This is a genomic window from Pseudoalteromonas sp. ABE4_541 (genome assembly GCF_056312285.1).
Window position 1 is genome coordinate 17,449 of sequence record NZ_JBSVEM010000023.1, and the last position, 22,887, is coordinate 40,335.

The window sequence follows — 22,887 nt, forward strand, 5'->3', positions numbered from 1 at the left end:
ATGATTACCCATGATGTTGGCCGCGCAAGCGGCCTTTTTTACGCGTTTTTACAATTTCCATACAAATTCATTCAGGCATTAGCCAGTCGAGCCAGTTTAAACTACAACTCATATAGATGATCCTTTAAATGGAGAAAACAATGAAAAAGTGCGCAGTGGGTATAGTTGTGACCGTGATGGTTTTGCTTGGAGGTTGTGCAGGTACCAGTGGTGAGTCGGTCGCCCAAAAAAGAGCGGCGGTTGAAGATATGCGAGCAGATGTTTTAGGTAAGTTGTATACCAACAAACCTGATGTAAAACAGCAAATAGCGAGTTCTGCTGGCTACGCCGTATTTGATAACGCAAATGTGAATGTGATTTTTGCGAGCTTTGGCGGTGGGTATGGTGTTGCAGTTAACCGCCAGACTGGTACTCGAACCTACATGAATATGGCCGAAGCGGGCTTAGGATTGGGTATTGGCGCAAAAGACTTTAGTGTTGTAATGGTGTTTCACACACAAGATGCCTTAGCGCGATTCATTGCACACGGTTGGGCTTTTGGTGGAAATGCTGACGCAGCTGCAAAGCACAAGCATCAAGGTGGTGCGGTAGCAGCAGAGGCGGTTGTGGACGATGTAACTGTGTACTCTCTAACAGAAACGGGTTTGGCGCTTCAAGCAGTACTAAAAGGAACCAAATTTTGGGTCGATGATGAACTTAACTAGGCTATATACGCACCAATAAAACGAGATTGGCGCTGTTCGAACAAGCAATAGCCATAGCAAGTACTGAACAAAGTCCGTTAATGCTTAAGATGAGAAGTCGATTCAAAGATAAGACAAAAAAGTTACAAAAGTCCCTTTATTGGGTTTTTGAGCCTGTTTATTATCAGTAAAGCGCGCGTTTTGCTGTGATTATTGCTCTTTAATCCTAATTTACAGGATTATTTGTCAGTTTCTCATATGCTGGTTTTATTGCCTAAGTTGTTGTTATGTAATGGGAAAGTTAAAAGGTTTTGTTCGTTAACTTTTTATCCTGTTTATTAACATATTAATATTTAAACATGTGATATTGACAGTTAGTAGAACAAACTTCGTTATTTTGATGTTACTAGCTAGACAGGACCGTTTTAGTTTATTTGATTCGGTAACTTTATTTATCAAGGAGGATTAAAAAGATGCAGATGTGGATGGAGAGTCGAATGGTAAAAAGTTGGTTTTCGCTATTTCACACGGTTGAGTGTGAGGAAAAAAAACCGCCGTTTAGTCAGCTTTGGCATCGTTTTCTTGATAACAAGGAAACTGTGCAACTAGATAATGATATACATATGCAGTTGGTTAAAGAGTTTGGGGTAAGTAACGTCACCAAATATCGCTCTAAATCTGATGCACTTTATATCAAGCATAGTTTCACTGAACATTTGGGCACGTTAGTAAAGCCCAAAATGGATGCTTGTGATATTGATATGCTTTGCACCTTGGATAAGATTTCTATTCGTTGTTATGTATTGGTTTATATTAAAAACAGTAATAGCGGCAAGTATGACAAAGTATTGTTCTTAGAAGACTACGAGGCGATCAAAGGGATAGGACGCGCTGAAGCAATTGAACGATTGGTCAGTCTTGATCAAGCTGCGAAAGTCATTCGAGCTATGTTAACGTGCTAAATCAGATTGCGTAAAAAGCATGTTTTTTAAGAGCTGCTGTTTTTGCATTGTTTATTAAATGGCAATAATCCAGGTTTGTTTTCTGTTATTTTAAACCGTTTTTTTGATGTAAAGCTTTTAATCCCGCCATGATAAAGCGAAGTGCTGAGCAGTATGAAAATACTGCTCAGCTTTCCTTTATAAAAGGCAGTTCTTAGTTTTGACTATTTGAGCTTAATGTAGTCAATGTGGTCTCTTTGTTAGAACCAAAATCCAACACAAATACCTTATCGAATTGCGATTCATCAATCGTTACTTTCTGACCACTTAAAAGCTCTACTAGCATAGGAGTTGTATTGCTATGCCCGGCTACAACAACTGTGCCGGATAAGCCGGTTAGCTGTTTCGCAAAATCGGGCAGTTTGCGAGGGTCATAACTTTGAACCGGTAAACTTAGGCGTTTAGAAAGCGGCGCAATGGTTTGCTGTGTTCTTTTGTAGTCAGTGCTAAAAAGGTGCTTGATTGAAGGCTTACTCAGCATAGTCACTAAATGTTCAGCGCGTTTTTGACCTTGTGCTGTTAAATCTGGATTGCTGCCAGCTTGCTTTTCAGCATGACGAAATAAGATAACTTGATCAGGCAGCGCCATTGCAGCATTACCAATGAACGAACAGATGAGGAGTAAAAAGCTTTTTATTTTCATAAGAGTACTAACGTTATTTTTATTAAGAGAAGCACTTTAGCAAATGTCCATTTGGAAGCAAAGCGTTGATACCAACCCGCAATCGCACTTATTCATTTTGTGATGTTAAAAGTGTCCGAAGCAGACACTTTAAGTGTCCGCGGACACTTGCTTCTAGAGTGTGAAATTTTAAGTTGTTGTTTTTTATGTAATTAAATTTTGGCACGTAATTGGGATAGTAAAAAGCATCAAGATTAATTTGGATTTAATTATGTTGCTATATTCACTGTTCTTTCTATCTCCAGGTATCGTTTTGTGCGCAGCCGGGCTTATTAAAGTACTTGAAAATGCGGCATCTCAATAAGGAACTCTCATGATTAAAGATACCAGCGGTCAAGACAAGATAGTCACTACCAAGCGTTCATTTGCCAAACCATTATTAATTGGAGCGTTTGTCGTTATTGGCGGAACCATGTCTGCCAATGCCCTTATATCGGGCGCAGAATCTAGTTTTTCCATTGCAAAAGATGGATTGAAGATGGCCACTGTAGTTCAAGGTGATTTAGTTAGGGACGTTGCGGCTACTGGGAGAATTGTCGCTGCGAATGCGCCACAAGTATATAGCCCAGAACAAGGCGTAGTCACGTTACTCGTTAAAGCAGGTGATCGCGTTGAGCTAGGGCAGAATGTTGCCAAAGTAATCAGCCCAGAATTGCAAAATGAATTAAAACAACAGAACTCAGAGCTACAAAGACTTTCGGATGAGTTAGCGCGCAGGGAACTTGAGGCTCGTCGTCAAACGCTTAGTTTGAGTAAGTCACTTGATATGGCGCAAGTCGAACTTAACGCAGCACAAAGAGAAAATCGCCGTGCACAGCTTTCCATTCAAAAGAGTTTGATTAGCCAAATAGATTTAGAAAAAGCAGTAGATGACTTGGCCAAAGCAGAGCTGGAATATAAACATGCCCAACAAGAAGTTGCACTGGCTAAAGATACGCTGGAATTTGAACTGAAATCAGTGAAAAGTACTGTTGAACGTCAGCAATTGGTTGTTGATGAAATAAAAAGAAAAGTGAATAACTTACATATTAAAGCCAGTGTTTCAGGCATTGTAGGTAATTTATTGGTGCAACCCCAAGCCCTAGTTGCGCAGAATCAGGCGCTGATGACTCTCGTTGACCTCAGTGCTTTTGAAGCGCAAATACAAGTGCCAGAAAGCTACGCGAACGAACTTGGCTTAGGTATGCAAGTCGCACTAAAAATAGGTAACCAAGAAGTGATGGGGGAGTTGTCTTCTATTTCACCAGAAGTTAATCAACGAGAAGTCACCACGCGAGTGCGGTTTGATCAAACAGGCCTTACGGGCATTCGCCAAAATCAGCGTTTATCGGCAAGAATTTTATTAGAAAACAAACAAAATGTGCTGATGGTTAAGCGTGGTCCATTTATGCAATCAGGTGGTGGTATCGCCTACAAAGTTGACGGTTCTGTAGTAAAAAGAACTGAGATATCAACAGGCTCTTTCAGTATCAACGCTGTTGAAGTATTGAGCGGGTTACAGGCAGGCGACCAGATTGTCATTTCAAACTATCAAGAATTTAAGCAAGCAGAGCAGGTTGCTTTGCGTTAAGAATCAAACAATAAACAGGATTAAGAGTAGGAAGATTATTATGCTAACAATGAACAACATCAATAAAGTTTATCAGACGGATATGGTACAAACACATGCGCTACGTGACTTTCAACTACAAGTTGACGAAGGAGAGTTTATTGCCGTCACAGGGCCTTCTGGTTCAGGTAAAACCACCTTTTTGAATATTGCCGGCATGCTGGAGTCGTTTACATCGGGTCAATACATTTTGGATGGCGTTGATGTAGGTAAACTGAATGACAATCAAAGAGCTGAACTGAGAAACCAAAAAATCGGTTTTATATTTCAGGGTTTTAATTTAATCCCAGATTTGAATTTATTTGAAAATATTGAAGTGCCTTTGCGCTATCGAGGCATTAAGGCCGCAGAACGTAAACGCAGAGTAGAAGAACGTTTAGAGCAAGTAGGCTTGGCAAGCCGAGCAAAGCACTTACCTCAACAGCTTTCTGGCGGTCAGCAGCAGCGAGTGGCAATAGCCCGCGCGCTTGCAGGGGAGCCAAGATTTTTACTTGCCGATGAACCAACGGGTAACTTGGATAGCTTAATGGCGCGCCAAGTGATGGAGCTACTGGAACAAATAAATAGAGAAGGCGCGACGATTGTAATGGTTACGCACGACCCAGAGCTGGCTCGCCGTGCACCTCGAAACATCCAAGTGGTGGATGGTCAACTAGCAGACTTTACCTTATATCAAGGTAATCCAGCGGCAGTGGTGGGGGCATAATTATGTTTTTTCACTATTTAGACTTAAGTTGGCGCAGTTTCAAGCGTACGCCCATGGTTAGCGCGCTTATGGTGCTTGCTATAGCGATAGGTATTGGTATCACCATGACCAGTCTGTCGATTTATCACATGATGTCAAAAGACCCTATTCCGCACAAAAGTAGTGTGTTGCACCATGTGCAATTACAAACAATGGATGAAGGGCAAACTTGGTGGTCAAAAGATAACAAGCCGTTTCAGCTAACTTACCAAGATGCAATGCACTTGCTCAATGCGAATTTGCCATATGAGCGCGCCGCTATGTACAAATCAGGGTTCTCTGTTCATTTAGACTCGCCTGATCTAAAACCATTTGTAGAGACAGTACGCTTAACCTCTAGAGACATGTTTCAGCTATTTGATCTTAAATTTATATACGGAGGGGCTTGGTCCCAGCGCCAAGAAGATGATGCCGTAGCGGCGGTGGTGATTTCTAAAAGCGTTAATGACAAGTTGTTTAAAGGGGCCAATTCTGTTGGTCAGCACTTTTACCTTGATGATATCCAAGTGCAAGTAGCGGGTGTAGTTGCTAACTGGAACACCACAGTTAAATATTACGACACGAATAATGGCGCATTTCGAGATCCCGAGGGTATTTTTATGCCGATCACAATGGGCCCTGCTTATGAAATTTATACATGGGGCAATACCAATGGATGGAAACAAGAGTCGGATAACACTTACAAAGAGCTGATGGGTTCGGAGTCTGTGTGGTTACAATTTTGGATCCAATTAGAAAATGAACAAGAAATAACTGAGTTTGGTCAATATCTCGATAATTACATGGCACAACAGCAGTCGCTTGGTCGATTTAATCGTGAAAAGCTCGAGTACAATTTATTCAACGTACTTGAATTAATGGAGTACCGAGGTGTTGTAAAGCATGATAACAAAATCATGGTCACTCTGAGCTTTATGTTTTTAGCGGTGTGTGTTGCCAACATTTTAAGTTTGTTACTGGCTAAATTCCTGCGTCGAGCGCCAGAGGTGGGTGTACGAAGAGCGCTCGGTGCGTCAAAAACACAAGTCTTCTATCAGCATCTTGTTGAAGTTTCTTTACTTGGAGTGCTTGGTGGTGTGCTAGGTATAGTCATCGCGCAGCTTTGTTTATGGGGGGTTCGTGCAAGTTACAGCTACTACGATGGGCTAGCCAATATGGATATGACGATGCTTATTTGCGCACCAGCTATTGCAATATTGGCCTGTATTTGTGCTGGGCTTTATCCTGCATGGCTTGTATGTAAAACCACGCCTGCCATTTATCTAAAGAGTCAATAAGGAGCTAAACATGTCTGAATTAAAACCTATATTTAGTGCTTTGTGTCGCTCAAAAGTGGGCGCCATATTGCTGCTGCTACAAATAGCAATTACCACAGCGGTAGTGAGCAATTCCGTTTATATTGTGAATGATAAAATTAACTATCTAAACCAAGAAACAGGCTATCCAGAACAAGATATATTCACTTTCCAAATCATGTCGTTTGCAAGTGATGTTAATGAAAGTCAGCAAGCTGAACTAGATGAAGCGAATATTCGTAGTATGCCGGGTGTTATTGATGCGGCAATGGTTAATGCGGTTCCTTTATCGGGATCGGGATCTGCGAGTTCTTTTAGCCTCGTGCCGGGTTCTGAGCAAGGCAAAAGTGCGAATGCGTCAATATTTAGGGGTGATGAGCATCTGCTAAACACGCTAGATGTGGACATTATCGAAGGAAGGAATTTTACAGAGTCAGAAGTGATTGTGACTGATAACTACGAGCAATTGCCGACCGTTGTGATTGTTACTAAAGCAATGGCTGATGAATTGTTCCCCGATGGAGATGCACTTGGAAAGAGTATTTACCGAAGAGAAAGCCCTGCGAAAATTATAGGTATAACAAGCATGATGAAAGGGCCTTGGTTGAAAGATAACCGCAAGGATCGTTCAGTCATAACGCCATTTGTTAAAGCGAATAAATTAACACGCTTTGTGGTAAGAACCGAGCCGGGTCAAAGAGCGCAAGTAATGTCTCAGGTAGAGCAGCGTTTGTATGCTTTAAATGGAAAACGCGTTATCTATAATGTGAAAGGTCTTGACGATGTTAAAGCGAGATATGTTGCGGAAGATAAGCTTACTATGCGTATGTTAATGGTAATGATCACTGTGTTGGTTTTAATCACCGCATTGGGTATTTTCGGGATGACCTTATTCAATATTAGCAAGCGAACTAAACAAATTGGCACACGCCGTGCGCTGGGAGCGAAAAAGTCAGACATTATCAAATACTTTGTTGTTGAAAATGCATTTGTATGTTCTGCTGGGATCACCATTGGTGGAATATGCGCCATCGCTTTGGGACAGCAGCTAATGCTGCATTATGATCTCGCTCAACTTCCCTATGTCTATATTGTTGCTACAGGATTGTGTGTGTTCTTAATGAGTATTTTAGCGGTCATTGAGCCTGCAAGAAAAGCGGCAAATATTTCACCGAGTATTGCCACACGTACTATCTAACGAATCAAACTAGAGCTGTGTTACACTCCACTGGGTGTAACACAGTGAAGTAAATAAAATAATATGGATAAAATACTCATCGTTGATGATAACCCATCAGTACTAGACGCCTTGTCACTTTTACTTGAGATACATGGTTATGAGGTTGTGACTGCTAGTACGCCTTTTGAAGCAGAACAAGTTGTGCAATATCAGCGGATTGCCCTTGTTTTACAAGATATGAACTTTTCAAAAGACACCACATCAGGTGAAGAAGGCAAAGTTCTTTTTTATCGGCTCAGGGATATTAATCCAAACCTACCCATTATATTGATTACAGCTTGGACGGAGCTAGAAACAGCAATTGAGTTGGTCAAAGCCGGTGCTGTGGATTATATCGGTAAACCGTGGGATGACCAGAAACTGTTAACCAGTATCAGTAATTTGATTGAGCTTGGCAAAGCAAAAGCCGATAACTCTGTATATGAACGCCAACAGCAAGAACGAAATGCACCTAAAACAAAAGCAAACTTGGCTGGTCTTGTATATGCCAGTACCGCTATGGAACGCATCGTCGACATGGCATTACAGTTGGCAAAGTCAGATGTGTCTGTGTTGATCACGGGGCCTAATGGCAGTGGTAAAGAGCGTATCGCTGAGATAATACAAGCTAATTCGATGCTCAGTAAGCAAGCTTTTATCAAAGTTAATGCGGGGGCTTTGCCACAAGAGCTGATTGAGGCAGAGCTATTTGGCGCTGAAGCAGGCGCTTATACAGGGGCTAATAAGCAAAGAATAGGGCGTTTTGAAGCGGCGGATGGCGGTACCTTGTTTTTGGACGAAATAGGTAACCTTCCCATGTCGGGGCAAATGAAAATGCTGCGGGTGTTACAAACTGGTGAATTTGAACGCTTAGGTTCAGTGCAGACTCAAAAAGTGAACGTACGTGTGATATCTGCAACCAACGCAGATTTACTTCAGGATATTCAAACAGGGCGATTTAGGGAAGACCTTTACTATCGGCTAAATGTGATAGAGCTTAAGCTACCACCGCTGTGTGAGCGCAGCGATGATATTTTACCGTTAGTGAAACACTTTTTGCCAAACCGTTCTTGGTCTTTATGCGCAGAGCAGGCATTACTCAGCCACGCTTGGCCTGGTAACGTGCGAGAGCTTGAGAATGCGTGTAAACGAGCAGCAGTACTCAAGCCCGATGGGGAATTAAACGCACAAGACTTTGCCTTGACTGTGCAAACTCCAACAACTTCACAGCTTGCAAATACGGCCAAACAAGAGCCGAGTAAAGAGCAAATAGAGCAGGCCATGCATGCACATCAAGGTGTGATCGCAAAAGTGGCTAGGCAATTTGGCATGACGCGTCAAGCACTGTACCGACGCTTGCAAAAGTTTGAGATTGACTATTAATGATGCAAAACATGTTCAATTCAATCCCCATTGTCACTCGGGTTAAGCTGAGTGTGGTATTTATTTTAACAGTTTGTTTGCTGCCACTACTCGTTTATTTAGAAGTATCTTGGGCACAAGGGGCACTCGTCACTTTTATTGGCGTCATATTGGCCATACTTGTTACTTCGTTTGTTTGTTCGGGTATCAAGCAAGGACTTGATGCGTTAGAGCTAGGCCTCCAAAACTTCAAAGATGGTGAGTTCTCAAATAAGTTGGCTTACATAGGAAATGACCAGCTCGGGCAGTTATGTGAACTTTATAATCATACGGCTGAAAAGCTCAGACAAGAAAAACAGTGGATCTATCAACGAGAATTAATGCTAGATAAAGTGTTAGAAAGCGCTCCGCAGGCGTTATTATTAGTCAATAGTAACGATGTGGTTGTGTTTTGTAACTTGAGTGCACAAAACTTGCTAGCACAGGGTAGCCGATTAGAGGGGATGCATCTAACACAGGCGTTAGCTTATGCTCCTACAGAACTGAACCATGCCATTGAGGCCGATCAGGATGGCTTATTCAACCTGTTGAGTGAGCAAGAAGAAGTACAAACATGGCACTTGGCAAATGGACAGTTTTTATTAAACAATCAACAGCATAAACTTTACATATTCAAGCAGTTAACGCGAGAACTTAACAGGCAAGAAGTGGCTGTATGGAAAAAAGTGATCCGTATTATTAGCCACGAATTAAACAACTCTTTAGGGCCAATGTCGTCGATGTTGCACAGTGGCAAAATTTTAACGCAAAATTTAGATGAGCCAAGACTGCAAAGAGTGTTTTCAACGATTGAAGAGCGCATTAAGCATTTAACTGAATTTGTGCAAGGGTATGGTAAATTTGCCAAGCTTCCCCAGCCTAAGCTTGAGGAAGTAGATTGGCATAAGCTAAACGATGAATTATCCCAACAATGGCAGTTTGAAACACACATAGATTTACCATCGCAGCCTTGTTACGCGGATAATATGCAGTTGCAACAGCTGTTGATCAATTTACTCAAAAATGCCCATGAATCGGGATCTGACGCAGATAAAGTGAAGCTGCGTATAGAGCAGGCAGCGAATGGCGTGATGCTGAGTGTTGAAGATGAAGGGATGGGCATGAGTGAACAGGTGATGGCCAATGCGCTTGTGCCATTTTATTCAACCAAAGCATCGGGTAGCGGCCTAGGTTTGGCTTTATGTAGAGAAATTGTTGAAGCGCATCATGGCTATTTAAGTCTACATAGCGCGGCTCAAAAAGGTGGACAATCAGGTTTAGTGGTGAAGGTATTTATTCCTTTTGGCAAACTGGCCGCTAATTAGTATGTCCACTTTAGCTTTTGTCTTTGTTAGTACCGTTCAATTTCTTGGATATCACTCTGTGTTTCAGTGTTACCCTCGCTGGCGTTCGTTTCTTCGTGATGGACGCGGTTTGAACTGTCGGTATCTAGCGTTTTACAGTTACCTTTTAATTCTTGCCAATAAACAGCATTCTTAACAACGACAATGCTACCTGATACGACAAGGCTTGCAGCACTGACTAAACCAGCCCCAGCGAGTGCAAAACCGCAAGAAGCGTCGCGACAGTCGGCAATACGCACAGCTGTCTCTGTGTCTAGCACCGCCTTTTTCGAGAATACTTGGCATTTCTCGTCGAAGTAGTTCACTTCTTTGGGGACAAATATGCATCCATTCAACATGGCCAGCATGACACTTGCCACTAATACGTTTCTCATTTCTCGTTCCATGTGCTTGCGGTAAAGTTGCATACTAGACAATGCGTTAGATAATCAGAAGTAAAAAAGTGTAAAACTTACCGAGGCGGATCGATTTGCCCTGCAATACTGGCATTTACTCTAAACCAACCTGCGATAGAGTAACGTGCTTTTTGTGCCGGTAATACTTCATGCGGAAAATCTTCACTTAAGAACGTCACCAAGGTGCCAAAACTTGGCGTCACAACGTTTAGAATCTGAACAGTGTTATCTGGGTCGTATATCACCAGTTCACCACCATCACCTTGCTGCCAATCTGGGTTAAGATACAACACGGTTGATAGTATGCGGTTTGCTTCACCTTTAAAGGCGTCTACATGCTTTTTGTAAAATGCACCCTGTTCGTAATGAGCAAAGTGGCACTCATAGCTAAATAAGCCCATAAACAAACGCCGGTTTAAGTAGGTTTTTAGATCTTGCATGTAAGACAAAAAGAGCGATTCATGTGGATCGCTTATGTCGAGCCAGTGAATTTTGTCTCGGCGTACGTTGTCCGCTTTAATATAATCTTCATTTCGGCCTATTCCAGCTTTATGGAAATCGTTTTGCGATAATAAGTTTAGCCTCTTAACAAGTGCGAGTAATGTGGGCTCTTGTTCATTGAATTGCTGAGTACTGACACCATGAAACTGCAAATCAAGGGCGATCTGTTCAAATAAATTTTCTGATGTGGACAACGGCGTGCGCTCAAAATAGTGGGGCGCTACTTTTATCATAAGGCCCCAATTATGGCGAGCGAAATTTACTTCATTTTACAATGTGTTTTTGTAGTCTTGAAACAATCTCATTACTGGCGTTTTCAATGAGGTTGAGCACGAGTTCGAAACCATCGCCCTCGCCGTAATAAGGGTCAGGGATCTCAGCATAATTATCCGTGCCAAAACTTAAAAATAGCCTAATTTTATGTTGATATTGTTTCGGGCAAATGGCCATTAAATCCGCCATATTGGCGTTATCCGCAGCCAAAATCAGGTCAAACTCCTCAAAGTCAGAAGTTTTGACTTGGCGTGCTTGCATCTTTGAAAAATCATAACCTCGGGCAGTGCCCGCTTGTACACTTCGTCTATCTGGCGGGTTTCCTTGGTGATAAGCTATGGTACCGGCCGACTCAACTTCAATATTGAGTTTTTTATCGGTTAACTTCTTTTTAAGCACAGCTTCACCTGTGGGCGAGCGGCAAATGTTACCCATGCATACGACCAATATTTTTTTCACGTTACTTAGCTCATCAAAGTGCTTCATACTGTCCTCATCTCCAAAACTTTACAATTAAGAACACTATCACAAATACATAAAATCATTCATATCTATTTTGTTATATTCTGGCCCTAATTGTTTGTGTCAACTCGTATTTTTAACAACTTGACGCTTAAGTTAGATAAGCATATTCTGGCCCATGTTCTAGCACTGCTAGGATTACTTTATTCGTAAAAAGGAAATGAAAATGAAGGTGAAGCTAAATAAAAAGAAAATGAAGAACTTGTCACAAAATGCTCAAAACTTACCTCAGGACATGACACCGCAAGTCGCGGGTGGTTATATCAGTAAGCCGGGGATGTTTGGCTGTGGAAGCTGGATGTTCTGTGAATTACCAACTGAAGCAAAGATTGAAAAATAATCTCAAGTCATTTTAGGCAGCCTTTTTGAGAAGCTGCCTTTTCCTCTTCTATCAACACTTTCCATCAACATTGTGTCTGTGGGTCGGTATACGACGTGCGAGCTTGTATGCTTATGACGAAGACATGTCGATTGGTAAAAATGACAATCCTATTCTAGCTTTACCCAATGAGATTAACTTTTGTTTCGTTAGTGCTTCTTAGTGTGAATGAATTGGGGTGAAGTAAAAACGTGAGCTGCTTTTTTCAAATTCGCCAGCTGTTAATACTGTGTTTGTGTCTTTTATCTTTGGCGAGTTATGCGCAGCAACCTGCACGTCTTAATCAAAGCCTGTTTGATCTCGGTGAGCTGATTTTTCAAACCGTAGGAGACGAAAAAACCATCCCTAAAGGGGTGGTTACCGCCATGGTACAAGATAAACAAGGGTTTATTTGGTTAGGAACCCAATTTGGTCTTGTTCGCTATGATGGTTATCGATTTGTTTTGTATGAAGAGAAGCTAAATAGCCCAACGTCATTAGGTGGCAATTTTGTACGCTCATTGTGGGCCGCAAAAGATGGTCGAATTTGGGTCGGCACATACTCAGACGGTATCTCTATTTATGATCCCAAGACGGATCAATTTAGCCATATTCAACACTCTCCAGACGACGAGTATAGTTTGTCTAACAATACGATTCGTGCGCTGACAGGCGATCACAAAGGCAATATTTATGTGGCTACTGATAAAGGCTTAAACCACGTTGATACCTTGTCGGGAAAGGTGACTCAAATCAACAAAGTGAGCGGTTGCGATGTGCCATTGCAATCACAACGTATGCGCTCTGTACTACTAACACAGCAACAGACATTGTGGCTTGGAAGTAAAACAGGATTATGCCAAATAACCTTACCGCAAGATTTAACACGCTTAGATGGCTCCCTGCATGGTAAGACTATCTCAGCCTTTAATGGCCAGAATGCGTACCGACTTTTTCAAGCTGAAAATCAAGATATTTGGGTTGGGACCACAGATCATGGTGCCGCGTTTATTAACACAGATTCTAATGAAATTATTCACATAAAGCATATCCCCGATGATGCCAGTACACTAAGTCATCATTGGGTAAATAGTATTGCACAACCAAATGCAGACGAAATTTGGCTAGGTACGTCCGGCGGTGGGATCAACGTGGTTAGCGCTGCAACTGGGAGCGTAAAAAGACACATAAATCACGACCCTTTGAATAGCGCTAGTATCAATATTGATACCATAGGCACTATCATGGTTGATGACTCAGGTATTGTTTGGGTTGGAACGTGGGGAGCTGGGCTTAACCGTCACAATCCAAACAATGGGGCTTTACGCACTTTTGTAAAACGCTTGAACGACCCTCACTCGTTAAGTCATGAAGATGTTCGTAGCTTTCTGGAACTCGACAATGGGCAAATATGGGTCGGTAATGCGCAAACCGGTATTGACATTATTGACCCGAAAATGGGCGTTGTGAGTGGCTTTAGGCCTGATCCCAATAAAGTGGGGGCTCTTGGCACGGGCTTTGTCCGTGTTATGGCCCAAACCGCCGATGGGAGTATATGGGTTGGTACTTCAAATGATGGACTTTACCGGTTTGACCCAGTTGAGCAACGTTTCTATCACTATGGGAAAAAAGACGGATTACCAAGTATTCAAATTGTCGCTTTAAAAGAGACAGCCAATGACAGGCTTTGGATAGGAACGGGTGAAGGAGTTGTGATGATGGATCTCAACACTCGCACCTTGCAATCTGTAACGCGACTTCAAAATGGTGAGCAGCTAATTGGAAGGTCAGTAATAAGCTTTGCTTACACCGCACAACAGCAATTGTGGGTTGGCGCTAGAAATGGGTTACTTGTTGTGTCGCTAGATGATAACAAAGTGACTGAGATTAGCGAAAAGGCAGGTACTACAGAGTCTTTATCCGATAATTATATCAGTAGCTTGTTGGTGGATAGCCAAGGGCGATTATTGCTGGCAACGCGTCATGGTCTTGATAGGCTGATCAGTTTTGATGGTAGCAGGGCGGTATTTGAGTCATTAGATAAACTTGTCAATAGGCCCATTGGTACAGCTGGAAATTTATTAGAAGACGAGTTGGGTCGAATATGGAATGGTTATGGCTGGATTGACCCGAAAAACAAGACTTGGCTAGGTTTAGACAACGAGGATGACTGGGATATCGGTGCTATGTGGACCGGATCCTATACAAAGCTTCGTGATGGTACATTGCTGTTTGGTGGCACCAAAGGCATTTTTATGGTTCGCCCGTTATTGTGGCAGTCCTGGCAATACAACCCGCCTGTAGTGTTGAGTGAATTGGAGCTCAATAACAAAAGCACCCCTGTACCAGAGCACCTCATATTGCCAGCCGAGACTAAAAGCTTTTCATTTGAATTATCGGCGCTTGATTTCACCCACCCAAGTAGTAACTCATATGCTTATATGCTGGAAGGGTTTGATGATGCTTGGATATCAACTGATGCGAGTCGCCGCCGTGTTACCTATACCCGTTTTAGTCCAGGGAATTACTTGCTTAGAATAAAGGGTACAAATCGACAGGGCGTTTGGAGTGACAAGCAAATATCGCTTAAAGTAACTCAGTTGCCAACTTGGTATGAAACGCATTGGTTTAAGGTCGTGTTGTTGTTCGCCATTACCTTTATTGTTTATGTACTTTACTTGTGGCGCGTGAGAGGACTACAAGCGCAAAAAATTGCATTAGATAATTTGGTGCAATCTAGAACGGCGAACATCTCTATGTTGGGCACCATAGGGCAAGAGATCACATCAACATTACAGCTAGAGAGCGTGTTAGAGCGAGTCTATAAACATGTCAATGAACTGATGAATGCACAAGTTTTTGTGGTTGGGATAATTGACCAGACAGAGCGAAAAATAGTGTGTAAGCTCGCAATTGAAAATGGTCAAAAACTCCCGTCTTTCGAATATTCTCTTGATGACAAGCGCAGGCCCGCAGTTTGGTGTGTTGTGCACAATAAAGAATTGGTCACCAACAACCTGGAAGAGCTGAGATCTTACATTGGGCAGATAGAACCGCCAGTGAGTGGCGGCAATACTCAGTCAATCATCTACTTACCTTTAGCGATTGATAATCAAGTGATTGGCTGTATTACCGTGCAAAGTTTTAGTGAAAATGCGTTTTCCGTAAATGATGTGCAAATGCTGCGAACGATTGCGAACTATACCGCCATTGCTCTGGCAAACGCTGACTCAGTGACTAAATTGGCGAGTACTTATCAAGAGTTAAAACAAACACATGAGCACCTCAAGCAAACGCAAGAGCAGCTCATCCAACAGGAGAAGATGGCGGGGCTTGGGCGATTGGTATCGGGCGTTGCTCATGAAATCAACACTCCATTGGGAATAAGTATTACCGCTAGCTCGCATGCGGCAAAGCAAATTGAGCAGTGCGAACAGCTATTAAATGATGGCAAGCTCACCAAACCTCAGCTCACCTCATTTATTCATACCATCAAAGAAAGCGTAAAGCTGCAAGAATCTAGCCTTGAACGTGCTGCGCAACTGGTTAAAAACTTTAAACAGGTTGCTGTTGACCAATCGGTTGAAGAGATGGGAAGCATCAATTTATCGGCGTATATGTCAGATGTGCTAACAAGTTTGCATCCAAAATGGAAGCACACAAATATTGATGTACAGACCCACTTTCCAGAAAGCGTGCCAGTTAACACATACCCCGGGGCCATTGCACAGATTTTGACAAACTTAATTGAAAATGCGGTTAAGCATGGATTTAGTAATGGCCAAAAAGCGGGGCAAATTAACATTGCTCTTGGTGTTGAAGATAACATTGTACAATGGCACTTTAGTGATAACGGCGATGGAATGAGTGAGGAAACCCTCAATAAAGTATTTGAACCCTTTTATACAACTAAACGAAATGCCGGTGGCACGGGCCTTGGGATGCACATTGTGTTTAATATCGTGACGCAAAAACTCAATGGCGAAATTACCTGTAAAAGTGAATTAGGTAAGGGCAGTGAATTTGTGATTAAGTTACCACTAGAGTCCGTCTCACCATTACGGTAATACAGCAAAATCTGACGAGTTTTATCTAAGAATAAGCACTATTTCAACTGAGTTTGTAACAGCGTAACAGCAGCTATTTTCTGGCGTCATTGTCTTGTAAGTAAATGGTTCTTTAAGCGAGTTTAATGCAGTAAAATAATCTGACTATAAGGGAAATGATATAAGAACAAAGCAATCGATATGACACTGAAAACCCAAGACCTTGTCCAAACTAAACATTGGTTATCTGAATCCCAAAGAAATGCAATTAGTGGCATAATTGAAAAGAGTTTTTCAAATGTTGTTCCACAAGCCTATTTAGCTAAATATTTTGATTGCCCAGCACCTTTTGAGCGAAAGATCCGATTGTATTATCAGGCGGAAAAATTGGTGGGTTATTGCTTGTTGACGTTTACGGATGATAAAAACCTGACCATTATACGGGCTTCCGCCGCATTTTTGCCGGAGCATCGCCAAGGTGGCAATACATTTTCTTTTTCAATCCAAGAGAGCGTTTCATCTTGGCTAAAGAGGCCATGGCGTCGGTACTTCTATGCCGACACAATGTTAAGCCCCGCAATGTATCGTGCTATCGCAAAAAAAACGGGAATTATTTGGCCGCATTTCTCTTTGACAGCACCAAAAGTGCTGTTTGAGCATTTCAACCACAATGGGCAAATAAGCGAGGCAAACGCGCTACGCTGTTTAGTCTCTGTGGATAGAAAAACCAACTATACAGAACAAGAAGTGATGGAATTAAAAGCCAGTAACAAACCTGAAATACAATATTATTGTAAGGTGAACCCCGACTTTAATCGTGGTATGGCATTATTTGTGATTATACCGATTAACTTTTGGCAATTAGCAAAAACGCTCATAAAAGCAAAGTCAGCACGCCCAAGTTAACCTCAGTAGCTGATGTGGTGGTTAGTTAAGAAAGCCCCAATTGGGGCTTTCTCAATTAGCCCATCATAATGCTTCGTGTGGGCCAAATACTTCGTACAAAATACGTTCTTCTTCTACACCCATTTTAAGTAGCTGTTGTTTTATATTCGCCATAAATGGCGTTGGGCCACACAGATAAAATTCGCCCTGCTCCAGTGGTAACGGTATATGGCTTTGCGTTAACAAAATTCGCCCAGTTTGGTCGCCACTGTCACTTTGTTCATACCAGATTTCAGTGCTTAACCGATCATGTTGCTGTTTTTTGTGTTGAATATCTTGCTTAAAGCTGTGTTCTGCCTCACTAACACAGGCATGGATAAAGCTGAGTTTTCCTGCGTGCTCATATTCAAATACCTGCTCTAACATGGCCATCATGGGAGTTATGCCCACACCCGCGCTAATAAACACTTTATCAACGTCTGTGTTTTTGAGGGTAAAATCCCCGGCAGGCGGGTAGAGCATCAGCACGTCACCTTGAGAGAGTTGATGTAAGTGCTCAGAGACTAATCCGTCTAGCTTAACACTGATCCGATAGTGGTCTTTTTTAGCCGCTTGAGAGAGTGAATATTGGCGAATTTGGATGTTGTCACTGCGCTCGGGTTTTACGCTTAATGCGATAAACTGACCTGCTTGGTAGTGAGCAATCGGGCCTCCATCGCTAGGTTTTAAATAAAAACTTTTCACTTTTGCAGACTCTTGAACTATGCGAGTGATGGTAAACGCTCTGGTTCCTCGCCATCCTCCAAGTTGTTGTTCACTTTGTTGATATAGTCCTTCTTCTTGTGTGATGAATAAATCAGCTAAGAAACCGTATGCTTCGCGCCACGCTTGTTCAATGTCAGGGGTAAATTGTTCAGGCACAAGCTCTCTTAGGGTTTCAATTAAGTGATAACCAACAATATCGTAGTGCGCAGCTTGGATATTTAAACTGACATGTTTGTGATTGATACGCGTAATCGCCTCTGTTAATACCGCCGGATTATCAATATAAGTGGCGTATGCCGCCAGTGCATTGAATAACGCAAACTGCTGTTTACCACTGTGCTGATTACTCAAGTTAAAAATATCTTTTAGTTCTGGGTTGTGCGTGAACATGCGTTGATAAAAGTGTTCAGTCACGGCTGTACCCGCATTACTTAATAGTGGAACTGTGCTTTTGACTAAACTGATAGTGCGTTGAGATAACATATATTCTCCAAAAATTAACCACGACGACCGTCAACGCGTTGTTGCGTTAGAACGGGAAAATAGTGATAAACAAACAAACTAAAACCCAAACACCAAAGCGCGGCGCTTAGCAGCCATGCGAGATGGGGATTAATTACGCTAGGTAAAAAGGCTCGGCATAATGCGCCAAGTGTGACGGCGATAAATGCGATAGACATGGACGGATGAACTCGAAGTGGGCGGCCTGTGTGTCCAAGAGATACCCGCGATATCATGGAGATAATCACCAGCCCCATTCCGTCCAAAGTGATCAAATGCAGCGCATCTGAAAGCCTCATTAAGGTTGAAAAGAAGCTGCCCGCGACGAGCAGTAATCCTATGGCACTGAGTGTGTAGCCCAATTGTAGTGACCAAAGTAGCGGTACTTTTACAACACAAGGGTCAAACCAAAGTGCGGCACGGATCAAGTGTAAGAATGCGGCACATGCGATGAGGTACCCTGGATTGAGTGGTAGCGAGAAAACTTGGCTAAGTATAAAACCAGATATGCCAAGCAAGCTCACCCAGAGCAAAAGTTTATCGATATGCGGTGTGCGTATTTGGGCTTGTAAACCAAGTCCTCTTGCCGTAAAAAATGGAATAACTCGACCGCCGACGACACCGATTAGGAGCATGAACATCAAAACTGCCAGATGAGAAAAGGTACGGGCAGTAGAAAAATCTTCTTGCCAAAGTAATATAAAAAACAAAGTGTTGAACACACTCAGCGCACACAAAATAAAAATAAAAATATAGTTATTTTTTGACTGGGCTTTGAGCAACATATTGCTCAAAAAAACGATGGCGCAGAACCAAAATGTTATTTGGCCGATGAATGCCGCCCATAACATGTCCGCATGTATAAAAAAGACGCAACGTGTTACACCCCATACAGCAACAAGTGAACAAAGCTTCCAACTATTTATGCTTGGTACATTGGTCCACGTTTGCGCAGCGGTGAGTAAAAAACCAACAGCTACTGCGCCAGAAAAACCAAAGATCATTTCATGAGCGTGCCAAAGTGTGGCTGGAATAGCCGTGCTCCATGCAATTTTACCCATTAAGATGCCTGACCATAGTGCGATGCTTATCACAGCCCAAATCGCGGCACCTAAAAAAAACGGTCTAAAGGCAAGCATGAAAATGGGCCACTCATTAACTTGATACCAGGACGCTTTGGTAGCAATAGGCTCGTCAAGATTGATAGGGCGCATTATTTCACCTCCATGCCTAATTGATATTGGCAAACGCAGCGCACCACATAGCTGATTTTAAATAACGCAGCGACTACAATGCTTGAAATGTGGAGTGCGATTTGAGCCGACAAACTAAAGTGATCGGCCAAGGGGTAACTTGCTCCGATACTGGCACTGAAAATGAGGGCGAGCATCACCAAAGCGGTGTTTGCTACAGTCAAAATGAAGCGGGTATTTGGCATGTTCAAAAACTTATTGTCGATGAATGATAGCTTGTATTTGCACTCTTTATGCCAAAATAAAAACGATTTAATATCAACAATTTATTGTTTTTTGTGTTGCGGATAAAGTCATATTGACCTATTATTGTCTTATTCAAAAATATATATATGAGTCATTTTGACTTGAATTCACAAGATTTATCTCAGCTGTTAACGTTGAGCGTTACTCTGACACAAGCGCAGCCTTCGCAATTAAATCAATCTGTAAACGGGTTTTACAGTGCGGTAGTACGGGCTGTGAAGACATGTATTAATTCAGATGCAGTCGCTTTGCTACTGAACCAAAGTGGCACACTCACTCCAGTCGCGTTAGAGGGGCTAACTCGAGATACTTTTGGTCGGCGCTTCGAACTCACCGCGCATCCGCGTCTAGAGTTGATCAGCCAAGCTAATGGGCCTCTTTGTTTTGATGAGCATTGCGCGCTGCCTGATCCCTATGATGGTTTATTACTTGCGACCGAGGGAGATATGCCCGTGCATGCCTGTATGGGTATGGCGTTGCATGACCAACAAGCGTTATTGGGGCTGCTCACTTTTGACAGTTTAACGCCTGCAAGTTTTAGCAAATATAGCCAATCATTTCTGCAGCATGTCAGTGATATTGTCGCGACCCAACTAAAATGTGTTTTGTACAATGAGCAACTACTTCGTCAAGCACAGCATGGCAATGCGCTGGTATCTGCGATGAATCAAGCGCCTCTTGATATGGTTGGCGAAAGCGCCCAGATACAATCATTAAAAAATGATATAGAGCTGGTGGCCAGTTCTGATTTTAGTGTGCTGGTGCATGGTGAAACGGGGACGGGTAAAGAGCTTGTGGCACGTAATGTTCATAAATACTCTACTCGTGCAGAGCAAGCTTTCGTGCAGGTAAATTGTGCATCATTGCCGGAAAACTTAGCGGAGAGTGAATTTTTTGGTCATCGAAAAGGTGCATTCACTGGTGCTGATAAGCGTCGTGAAGGGAAATTCATGTTGGCTGATGGCGGTACTATTTTCTTAGATGAAATAGGTGAGTTGCCGCTTGGTATTCAAAGTAAGTTACTGCGAGTGTTACAAAGCGGCGAGATCCAACCTGTTGGTGCAGATAAAACCGAACAAGTAGATGTTCGCGTTATTGCTGCTACAAATCGAGATTTAGAGCATGAAGTTGCGCAAGGGCGCTTTCGTGCCGACTTATATCATCGTTTAAGTGTTTATCCTGTTAAAGTTCCGCCATTGCGCGCGCGCCGAGATGATATTTCCCTGCTTGCTGGATTTTTTATCGAGCGAACACGCAAAAAGTTGGGTATTAAACAACTCACTTTGAATTCTAAATTAGAGCAAACTTTAAAAAATTATGACTGGCCGGGCAACATTCGTGAGCTAGAACATGTTATTAGTCGAAGTGCATTAAGGGCAAAACAAGCACAGTGGCCAGCAGATATCGTCAAGATTGAACCGAGTAATTGTGAGTTGCAGGCCTCTTCTTCAGTTGCGCTATCGCCAATGAGCACAATAAGTGAGCAGAAAACACACTTGCCACTTAAACAAGCGGTTGATGAGTTCCAACGTACAAAGATCATTCTCGCCCTTGAAGAGAATAAATTAAATTGGTCAGCGGCCGCTCGTTCATTACAGTTAGACAGAGCAAATTTAGTGCGTTTGGCTAAGCGACTAAACATTGAAGTTAAGAAGCATTTATAACCTACTCTTCTCTCCCAAACCAAAGTGAAGTTGAACGCTCAATATAGCGCGTTCAACGGGCCGTAAGTAACTACGAAAAAGCATTGTAATTACAACTGCGATTAGCAATGTGAATCACTCTCAATTATGTTATAAGTTATTTATTTTAAAAGAATATATTAAATTAATTATTAGTGCAGAACAGTCTTGCGTTGTAGTTATTTTGAACTAGGGTTATTGAGCGTGTGTTTGTTTTTCAAGGGGGCCCTATGCAGGGTAATAAGCAAGTACTGAATGTATTAAATCGTATTCTGACGTTGGAACTGACGTCAATTAACCAATATTTTCTCCATGCCCGAATGTACAAAAACTGGGGCTTGGAAGAACTCAATGAAAAGGCCTATAAAAAATCTATTAAAGACATGAAACAGGCCGATGACTTAATCGAGCGAATTTTGTTTTTAGAAGGGTTACCTAATTTACAGCATCTTGAAAAGCTGCGTATCGGGGAACACACGGCAGAAATGCTTGATTGTGATTTAGCCTTCGAAATGGAACAAATTCCAGAGCTTAAATCTGCCATTGCCTTGTGTGAGCAAGAGCAAGATTTTGTGAGCCGTGAAATCTTGGAAGACATTCTTGAGTATGAAGAAGAGTATGTTGACTGGATAGAAGCACAGCAATTCTTGATTCAGCACACTGGTATTGAAAACTATCTGCAATCGCAGATTGAGGAGTAACCTATGCAAGGCAGTCAAAAAATTATTGACCTGTTGAATAAGCAACTCACTTTGGAGCTGACTTCGATGGATCAGTATCTAGCGCATTCAAAAATGTATGAAGATTGGGGCATCGGTAAATTGGGCCATAAGTTGGCGCACGAATTCGATGAAGAGCTTGACCATGCTAAGAACATCATTGAACGTATTTTGTTTTTAGAAGGTACGCCAGATACTGCGTCAAGGGCGCCAATTCATGTTGGAGATAATGTGAAACAGATGCTTGAAAACGACCTTGCAGCAGAAATGACTGTAGCAGCGAGTTTGCGTAGCATCATTGCTGAGTGCGAAAAAGAGAAAGATTACGTTACTCGAGAAATGCTTGAAAAGCTTTTAGATGATACTGAAATGGATCATATTTATTGGCTTGAACAGCACTTGGGTTTAATTAAATTGATTGGTTTACCAAACTATATTCAAAGCCAAATGGGTGGCGATCCAACTTAGTTGTGAAATGTGTGTGTATCCTCAAAGTGAAGCAGCGCATAGAGCGCTGCTTTTTTGTGGTTGGTAACTCAATGGAAGTTCCGAAGATTCGGTTTTTGCCTGTCTCAAGATTACGATTTACCTAGTCATCATGACTCGTTGAATGCCTTTAGGCGCAAGCACTTCGCTCGCTTGGTAACTCCAGTTCTGTTCGGTTGAAGAAAACAATATGGTTGTTTTCGTCTAAAACAACGACACCGTCGATCGACGCATCTAATGCGTTCTTACTATAACT

The 22,887-nt window shown here is 42.2% G+C and carries 21 protein-coding genes; 15 read left to right on the forward strand and 6 right to left on the reverse strand.

Features of this window, described 5'->3' with window-relative positions; genetic code table 11:
• Positions 1 to 140: 140 nt before the first annotated feature.
• Together ACW689_RS18295 and ACW689_RS18300 are read left to right on the forward strand one after the other, a co-directional pair.
• Positions 141 to 704, forward strand: coding sequence for a lipid-binding SYLF domain-containing protein (locus ACW689_RS18295; RefSeq protein WP_476293527.1), 564 nt, complete (start codon positions 141 to 143; stop codon positions 702 to 704).
• Positions 705 to 1,156: 452 nt separating this feature from the next.
• Entirely contained in the window at positions 1,157 to 1,645 is a 489-nt protein-coding gene (locus ACW689_RS18300) for a hypothetical protein (protein ID WP_476293528.1), read from the forward strand.
• 193 nt (positions 1,646 to 1,838) lie between these two features.
• Here the strand turns inward: ACW689_RS18300 and ACW689_RS18305 are convergent, their stop codons facing one another.
• Entirely contained in the window at positions 1,839 to 2,327 is a 489-nt protein-coding gene (locus tag ACW689_RS18305; protein WP_476293530.1) for a SixA phosphatase family protein, read from the reverse strand.
• Positions 2,328 to 2,679: 352 nt separating this feature from the next.
• On the opposite strand from ACW689_RS18305, the gene ACW689_RS18310 reads away from it, so the two are divergent.
• The 6 genes from ACW689_RS18310 to ACW689_RS18335 all read left to right on the forward strand — a co-directional run bounded on the left by ACW689_RS18310 (position 2,680) and on the right by ACW689_RS18335 (position 9,960).
• Positions 2,680 to 3,936: an efflux RND transporter periplasmic adaptor subunit gene (locus tag ACW689_RS18310; protein WP_476293531.1), complete on the forward strand. Its 1,257-nt coding sequence runs from the start codon at positions 2,680 to 2,682 to the stop codon at positions 3,934 to 3,936.
• Positions 3,937 to 3,976: 40 nt separating this feature from the next.
• Entirely contained in the window at positions 3,977 to 4,681 is a 705-nt protein-coding gene (locus ACW689_RS18315) for an ABC transporter ATP-binding protein (RefSeq protein WP_476293532.1), read from the forward strand.
• Positions 4,682 to 4,683: 2 nt separating this feature from the next.
• Entirely contained in the window at positions 4,684 to 5,997 is a 1,314-nt protein-coding gene (locus tag ACW689_RS18320; RefSeq protein WP_476293533.1) for an ABC transporter permease, read from the forward strand.
• Positions 5,998 to 6,007: 10 nt separating this feature from the next.
• Positions 6,008 to 7,213: an ABC transporter permease gene (locus tag ACW689_RS18325; protein ID WP_476293535.1), complete on the forward strand. Its 1,206-nt coding sequence runs from the start codon at positions 6,008 to 6,010 to the stop codon at positions 7,211 to 7,213.
• A 63-nt stretch (positions 7,214 to 7,276) separates the two neighbouring features.
• The gene (locus ACW689_RS18330; RefSeq protein WP_476293536.1) at positions 7,277 to 8,617 is read left to right on the forward strand and encodes a sigma-54-dependent transcriptional regulator; all 1,341 of its coding nucleotides are present in this window, start codon (positions 7,277 to 7,279) and stop codon (positions 8,615 to 8,617) included.
• 2 nt (positions 8,618 to 8,619) lie between these two features.
• Positions 8,620 to 9,960 carry a sensor histidine kinase gene (locus tag ACW689_RS18335; protein WP_476293595.1) on the forward strand — a complete coding sequence of 447 codons (1,341 nt, stop codon included), beginning with the start codon at positions 8,620 to 8,622 and terminating at the stop codon, positions 9,958 to 9,960.
• A 26-nt stretch (positions 9,961 to 9,986) separates the two neighbouring features.
• Here ACW689_RS18335 and ACW689_RS18340 read toward each other — a convergent pair whose 3' ends face one another.
• From ACW689_RS18340 to ACW689_RS18350, 3 genes are all read right to left on the reverse strand, one after another.
• Positions 9,987 to 10,373 (reverse strand): hypothetical protein, encoded by a 387-nt coding sequence (locus ACW689_RS18340; RefSeq protein ID WP_476293537.1) that lies wholly within the window; start codon positions 10,371 to 10,373, stop codon positions 9,987 to 9,989.
• 77 nt (positions 10,374 to 10,450) lie between these two features.
• The gene (locus ACW689_RS18345) at positions 10,451 to 11,128 is read right to left on the reverse strand and encodes a 2OG-Fe(II) oxygenase (RefSeq protein ID WP_476293539.1); all 678 of its coding nucleotides are present in this window, start codon (positions 11,126 to 11,128) and stop codon (positions 10,451 to 10,453) included.
• Between the two features lie 31 nt (positions 11,129 to 11,159).
• A complete protein-coding gene (locus ACW689_RS18350; RefSeq protein WP_476293540.1) occupies positions 11,160 to 11,654 on the reverse strand; it encodes a low molecular weight protein-tyrosine-phosphatase in 495 nt (164 codons plus the stop codon).
• Between the two features lie 202 nt (positions 11,655 to 11,856).
• Here ACW689_RS18350 and ACW689_RS18355 point away from each other — a divergent pair, with 202 nt between their 5' ends.
• From ACW689_RS18355 to ACW689_RS18365, 3 genes are all read left to right on the forward strand, one after another.
• Positions 11,857 to 12,030 carry a hypothetical protein gene (locus ACW689_RS18355; protein ID WP_476293541.1) on the forward strand — a complete coding sequence of 58 codons (174 nt, stop codon included), beginning with the start codon at positions 11,857 to 11,859 and terminating at the stop codon, positions 12,028 to 12,030.
• 230 nt (positions 12,031 to 12,260) lie between these two features.
• A complete protein-coding gene (locus tag ACW689_RS18360) occupies positions 12,261 to 16,115 on the forward strand; it encodes a two-component regulator propeller domain-containing protein (protein ID WP_476293542.1) in 3,855 nt (1,284 codons plus the stop codon).
• Positions 16,116 to 16,295: 180 nt separating this feature from the next.
• Positions 16,296 to 17,000 (forward strand): hypothetical protein, encoded by a 705-nt coding sequence (locus ACW689_RS18365; RefSeq protein WP_476293543.1) that lies wholly within the window; start codon positions 16,296 to 16,298, stop codon positions 16,998 to 17,000.
• Positions 17,001 to 17,063: 63 nt separating this feature from the next.
• On the opposite strand, the gene hmpA is transcribed toward ACW689_RS18365, so the two are convergent.
• Both hmpA and ACW689_RS18375 read right to left on the reverse strand, forming a co-directional pair.
• Complete coding sequence (hmpA, locus tag ACW689_RS18370) at positions 17,064 to 18,227, reverse strand: NO-inducible flavohemoprotein (RefSeq protein ID WP_476293544.1); 1,164 nt, start codon at positions 18,225 to 18,227, stop codon at positions 17,064 to 17,066.
• 14 nt (positions 18,228 to 18,241) lie between these two features.
• Complete coding sequence (locus ACW689_RS18375) at positions 18,242 to 19,459, reverse strand: NnrS family protein (RefSeq protein WP_476293545.1); 1,218 nt, start codon at positions 19,457 to 19,459, stop codon at positions 18,242 to 18,244.
• 101 nt (positions 19,460 to 19,560) lie between these two features.
• Here ACW689_RS18375 and ACW689_RS18380 point away from each other — a divergent pair, with 101 nt between their 5' ends.
• The 4 genes from ACW689_RS18380 to bfr (ACW689_RS18395) all read left to right on the forward strand — a co-directional run bounded on the left by ACW689_RS18380 (position 19,561) and on the right by bfr (ACW689_RS18395) (position 22,613).
• Positions 19,561 to 19,710, forward strand: a complete 150-nt coding sequence (locus ACW689_RS18380) for a hypothetical protein (RefSeq protein ID WP_476293546.1) — start codon at positions 19,561 to 19,563, stop codon at positions 19,708 to 19,710.
• A gap of 120 nt (positions 19,711 to 19,830) precedes the next feature.
• Positions 19,831 to 21,408, forward strand: a complete 1,578-nt coding sequence (gene norR / locus ACW689_RS18385) for a nitric oxide reductase transcriptional regulator NorR (protein ID WP_476293547.1) — start codon at positions 19,831 to 19,833, stop codon at positions 21,406 to 21,408.
• Positions 21,409 to 21,656: 248 nt separating this feature from the next.
• Positions 21,657 to 22,127 carry a bacterioferritin gene (gene bfr / locus ACW689_RS18390; RefSeq protein WP_476293549.1) on the forward strand — a complete coding sequence of 157 codons (471 nt, stop codon included), beginning with the start codon at positions 21,657 to 21,659 and terminating at the stop codon, positions 22,125 to 22,127.
• A 3-nt stretch (positions 22,128 to 22,130) separates the two neighbouring features.
• The gene (gene bfr, locus ACW689_RS18395; RefSeq protein WP_476293550.1) at positions 22,131 to 22,613 is read left to right on the forward strand and encodes a bacterioferritin; all 483 of its coding nucleotides are present in this window, start codon (positions 22,131 to 22,133) and stop codon (positions 22,611 to 22,613) included.
• Positions 22,614 to 22,887: the final 274 nt, after the last annotated feature.

What these genes read in the sequence shown, in the direction of transcription:
- hmpA (WP_476293544.1), bottom strand. Translation starts at nt 18,227, where the DNA reads ATGTTATCTCAACGCACTATCAGTTTAGTCAAAAGCACAGTTCCACTA.
- ACW689_RS18310 (WP_476293531.1), top strand. Translation starts at nt 2,680, where the DNA reads ATGATTAAAGATACCAGCGGTCAAGACAAGATAGTCACTACCAAGCGT.
- ACW689_RS18375 (WP_476293545.1), bottom strand. Translation starts at nt 19,459, where the DNA reads ATGCGCCCTATCAATCTTGACGAGCCTATTGCTACCAAAGCGTCCTGG.
- ACW689_RS18325 (WP_476293535.1), top strand. Translation starts at nt 6,008, where the DNA reads ATGTCTGAATTAAAACCTATATTTAGTGCTTTGTGTCGCTCAAAAGTG.
- ACW689_RS18315 (WP_476293532.1), top strand. Translation starts at nt 3,977, where the DNA reads ATGCTAACAATGAACAACATCAATAAAGTTTATCAGACGGATATGGTA.
- bfr (WP_476293549.1), top strand. Translation starts at nt 21,657, where the DNA reads ATGCAGGGTAATAAGCAAGTACTGAATGTATTAAATCGTATTCTGACG.
- ACW689_RS18335 (WP_476293595.1), top strand. Translation starts at nt 8,620, where the DNA reads ATGCAAAACATGTTCAATTCAATCCCCATTGTCACTCGGGTTAAGCTG.
- norR (WP_476293547.1), top strand. Translation starts at nt 19,831, where the DNA reads ATGAGTCATTTTGACTTGAATTCACAAGATTTATCTCAGCTGTTAACG.
- ACW689_RS18330 (WP_476293536.1), top strand. Translation starts at nt 7,277, where the DNA reads ATGGATAAAATACTCATCGTTGATGATAACCCATCAGTACTAGACGCC.
- ACW689_RS18300 (WP_476293528.1), top strand. Translation starts at nt 1,157, where the DNA reads ATGCAGATGTGGATGGAGAGTCGAATGGTAAAAAGTTGGTTTTCGCTA.
- ACW689_RS18350 (WP_476293540.1), bottom strand. Translation starts at nt 11,654, where the DNA reads ATGAAGCACTTTGATGAGCTAAGTAACGTGAAAAAAATATTGGTCGTA.
- ACW689_RS18365 (WP_476293543.1), top strand. Translation starts at nt 16,296, where the DNA reads ATGACACTGAAAACCCAAGACCTTGTCCAAACTAAACATTGGTTATCT.
- ACW689_RS18295 (WP_476293527.1), top strand. Translation starts at nt 141, where the DNA reads ATGAAAAAGTGCGCAGTGGGTATAGTTGTGACCGTGATGGTTTTGCTT.
- ACW689_RS18345 (WP_476293539.1), bottom strand. Translation starts at nt 11,128, where the DNA reads ATGATAAAAGTAGCGCCCCACTATTTTGAGCGCACGCCGTTGTCCACA.
- ACW689_RS18355 (WP_476293541.1), top strand. Translation starts at nt 11,857, where the DNA reads ATGAAGGTGAAGCTAAATAAAAAGAAAATGAAGAACTTGTCACAAAAT.
- ACW689_RS18340 (WP_476293537.1), bottom strand. Translation starts at nt 10,373, where the DNA reads ATGAGAAACGTATTAGTGGCAAGTGTCATGCTGGCCATGTTGAATGGA.
- ACW689_RS18305 (WP_476293530.1), bottom strand. Translation starts at nt 2,327, where the DNA reads ATGAAAATAAAAAGCTTTTTACTCCTCATCTGTTCGTTCATTGGTAAT.
- ACW689_RS18320 (WP_476293533.1), top strand. Translation starts at nt 4,684, where the DNA reads ATGTTTTTTCACTATTTAGACTTAAGTTGGCGCAGTTTCAAGCGTACG.
- bfr (WP_476293550.1), top strand. Translation starts at nt 22,131, where the DNA reads ATGCAAGGCAGTCAAAAAATTATTGACCTGTTGAATAAGCAACTCACT.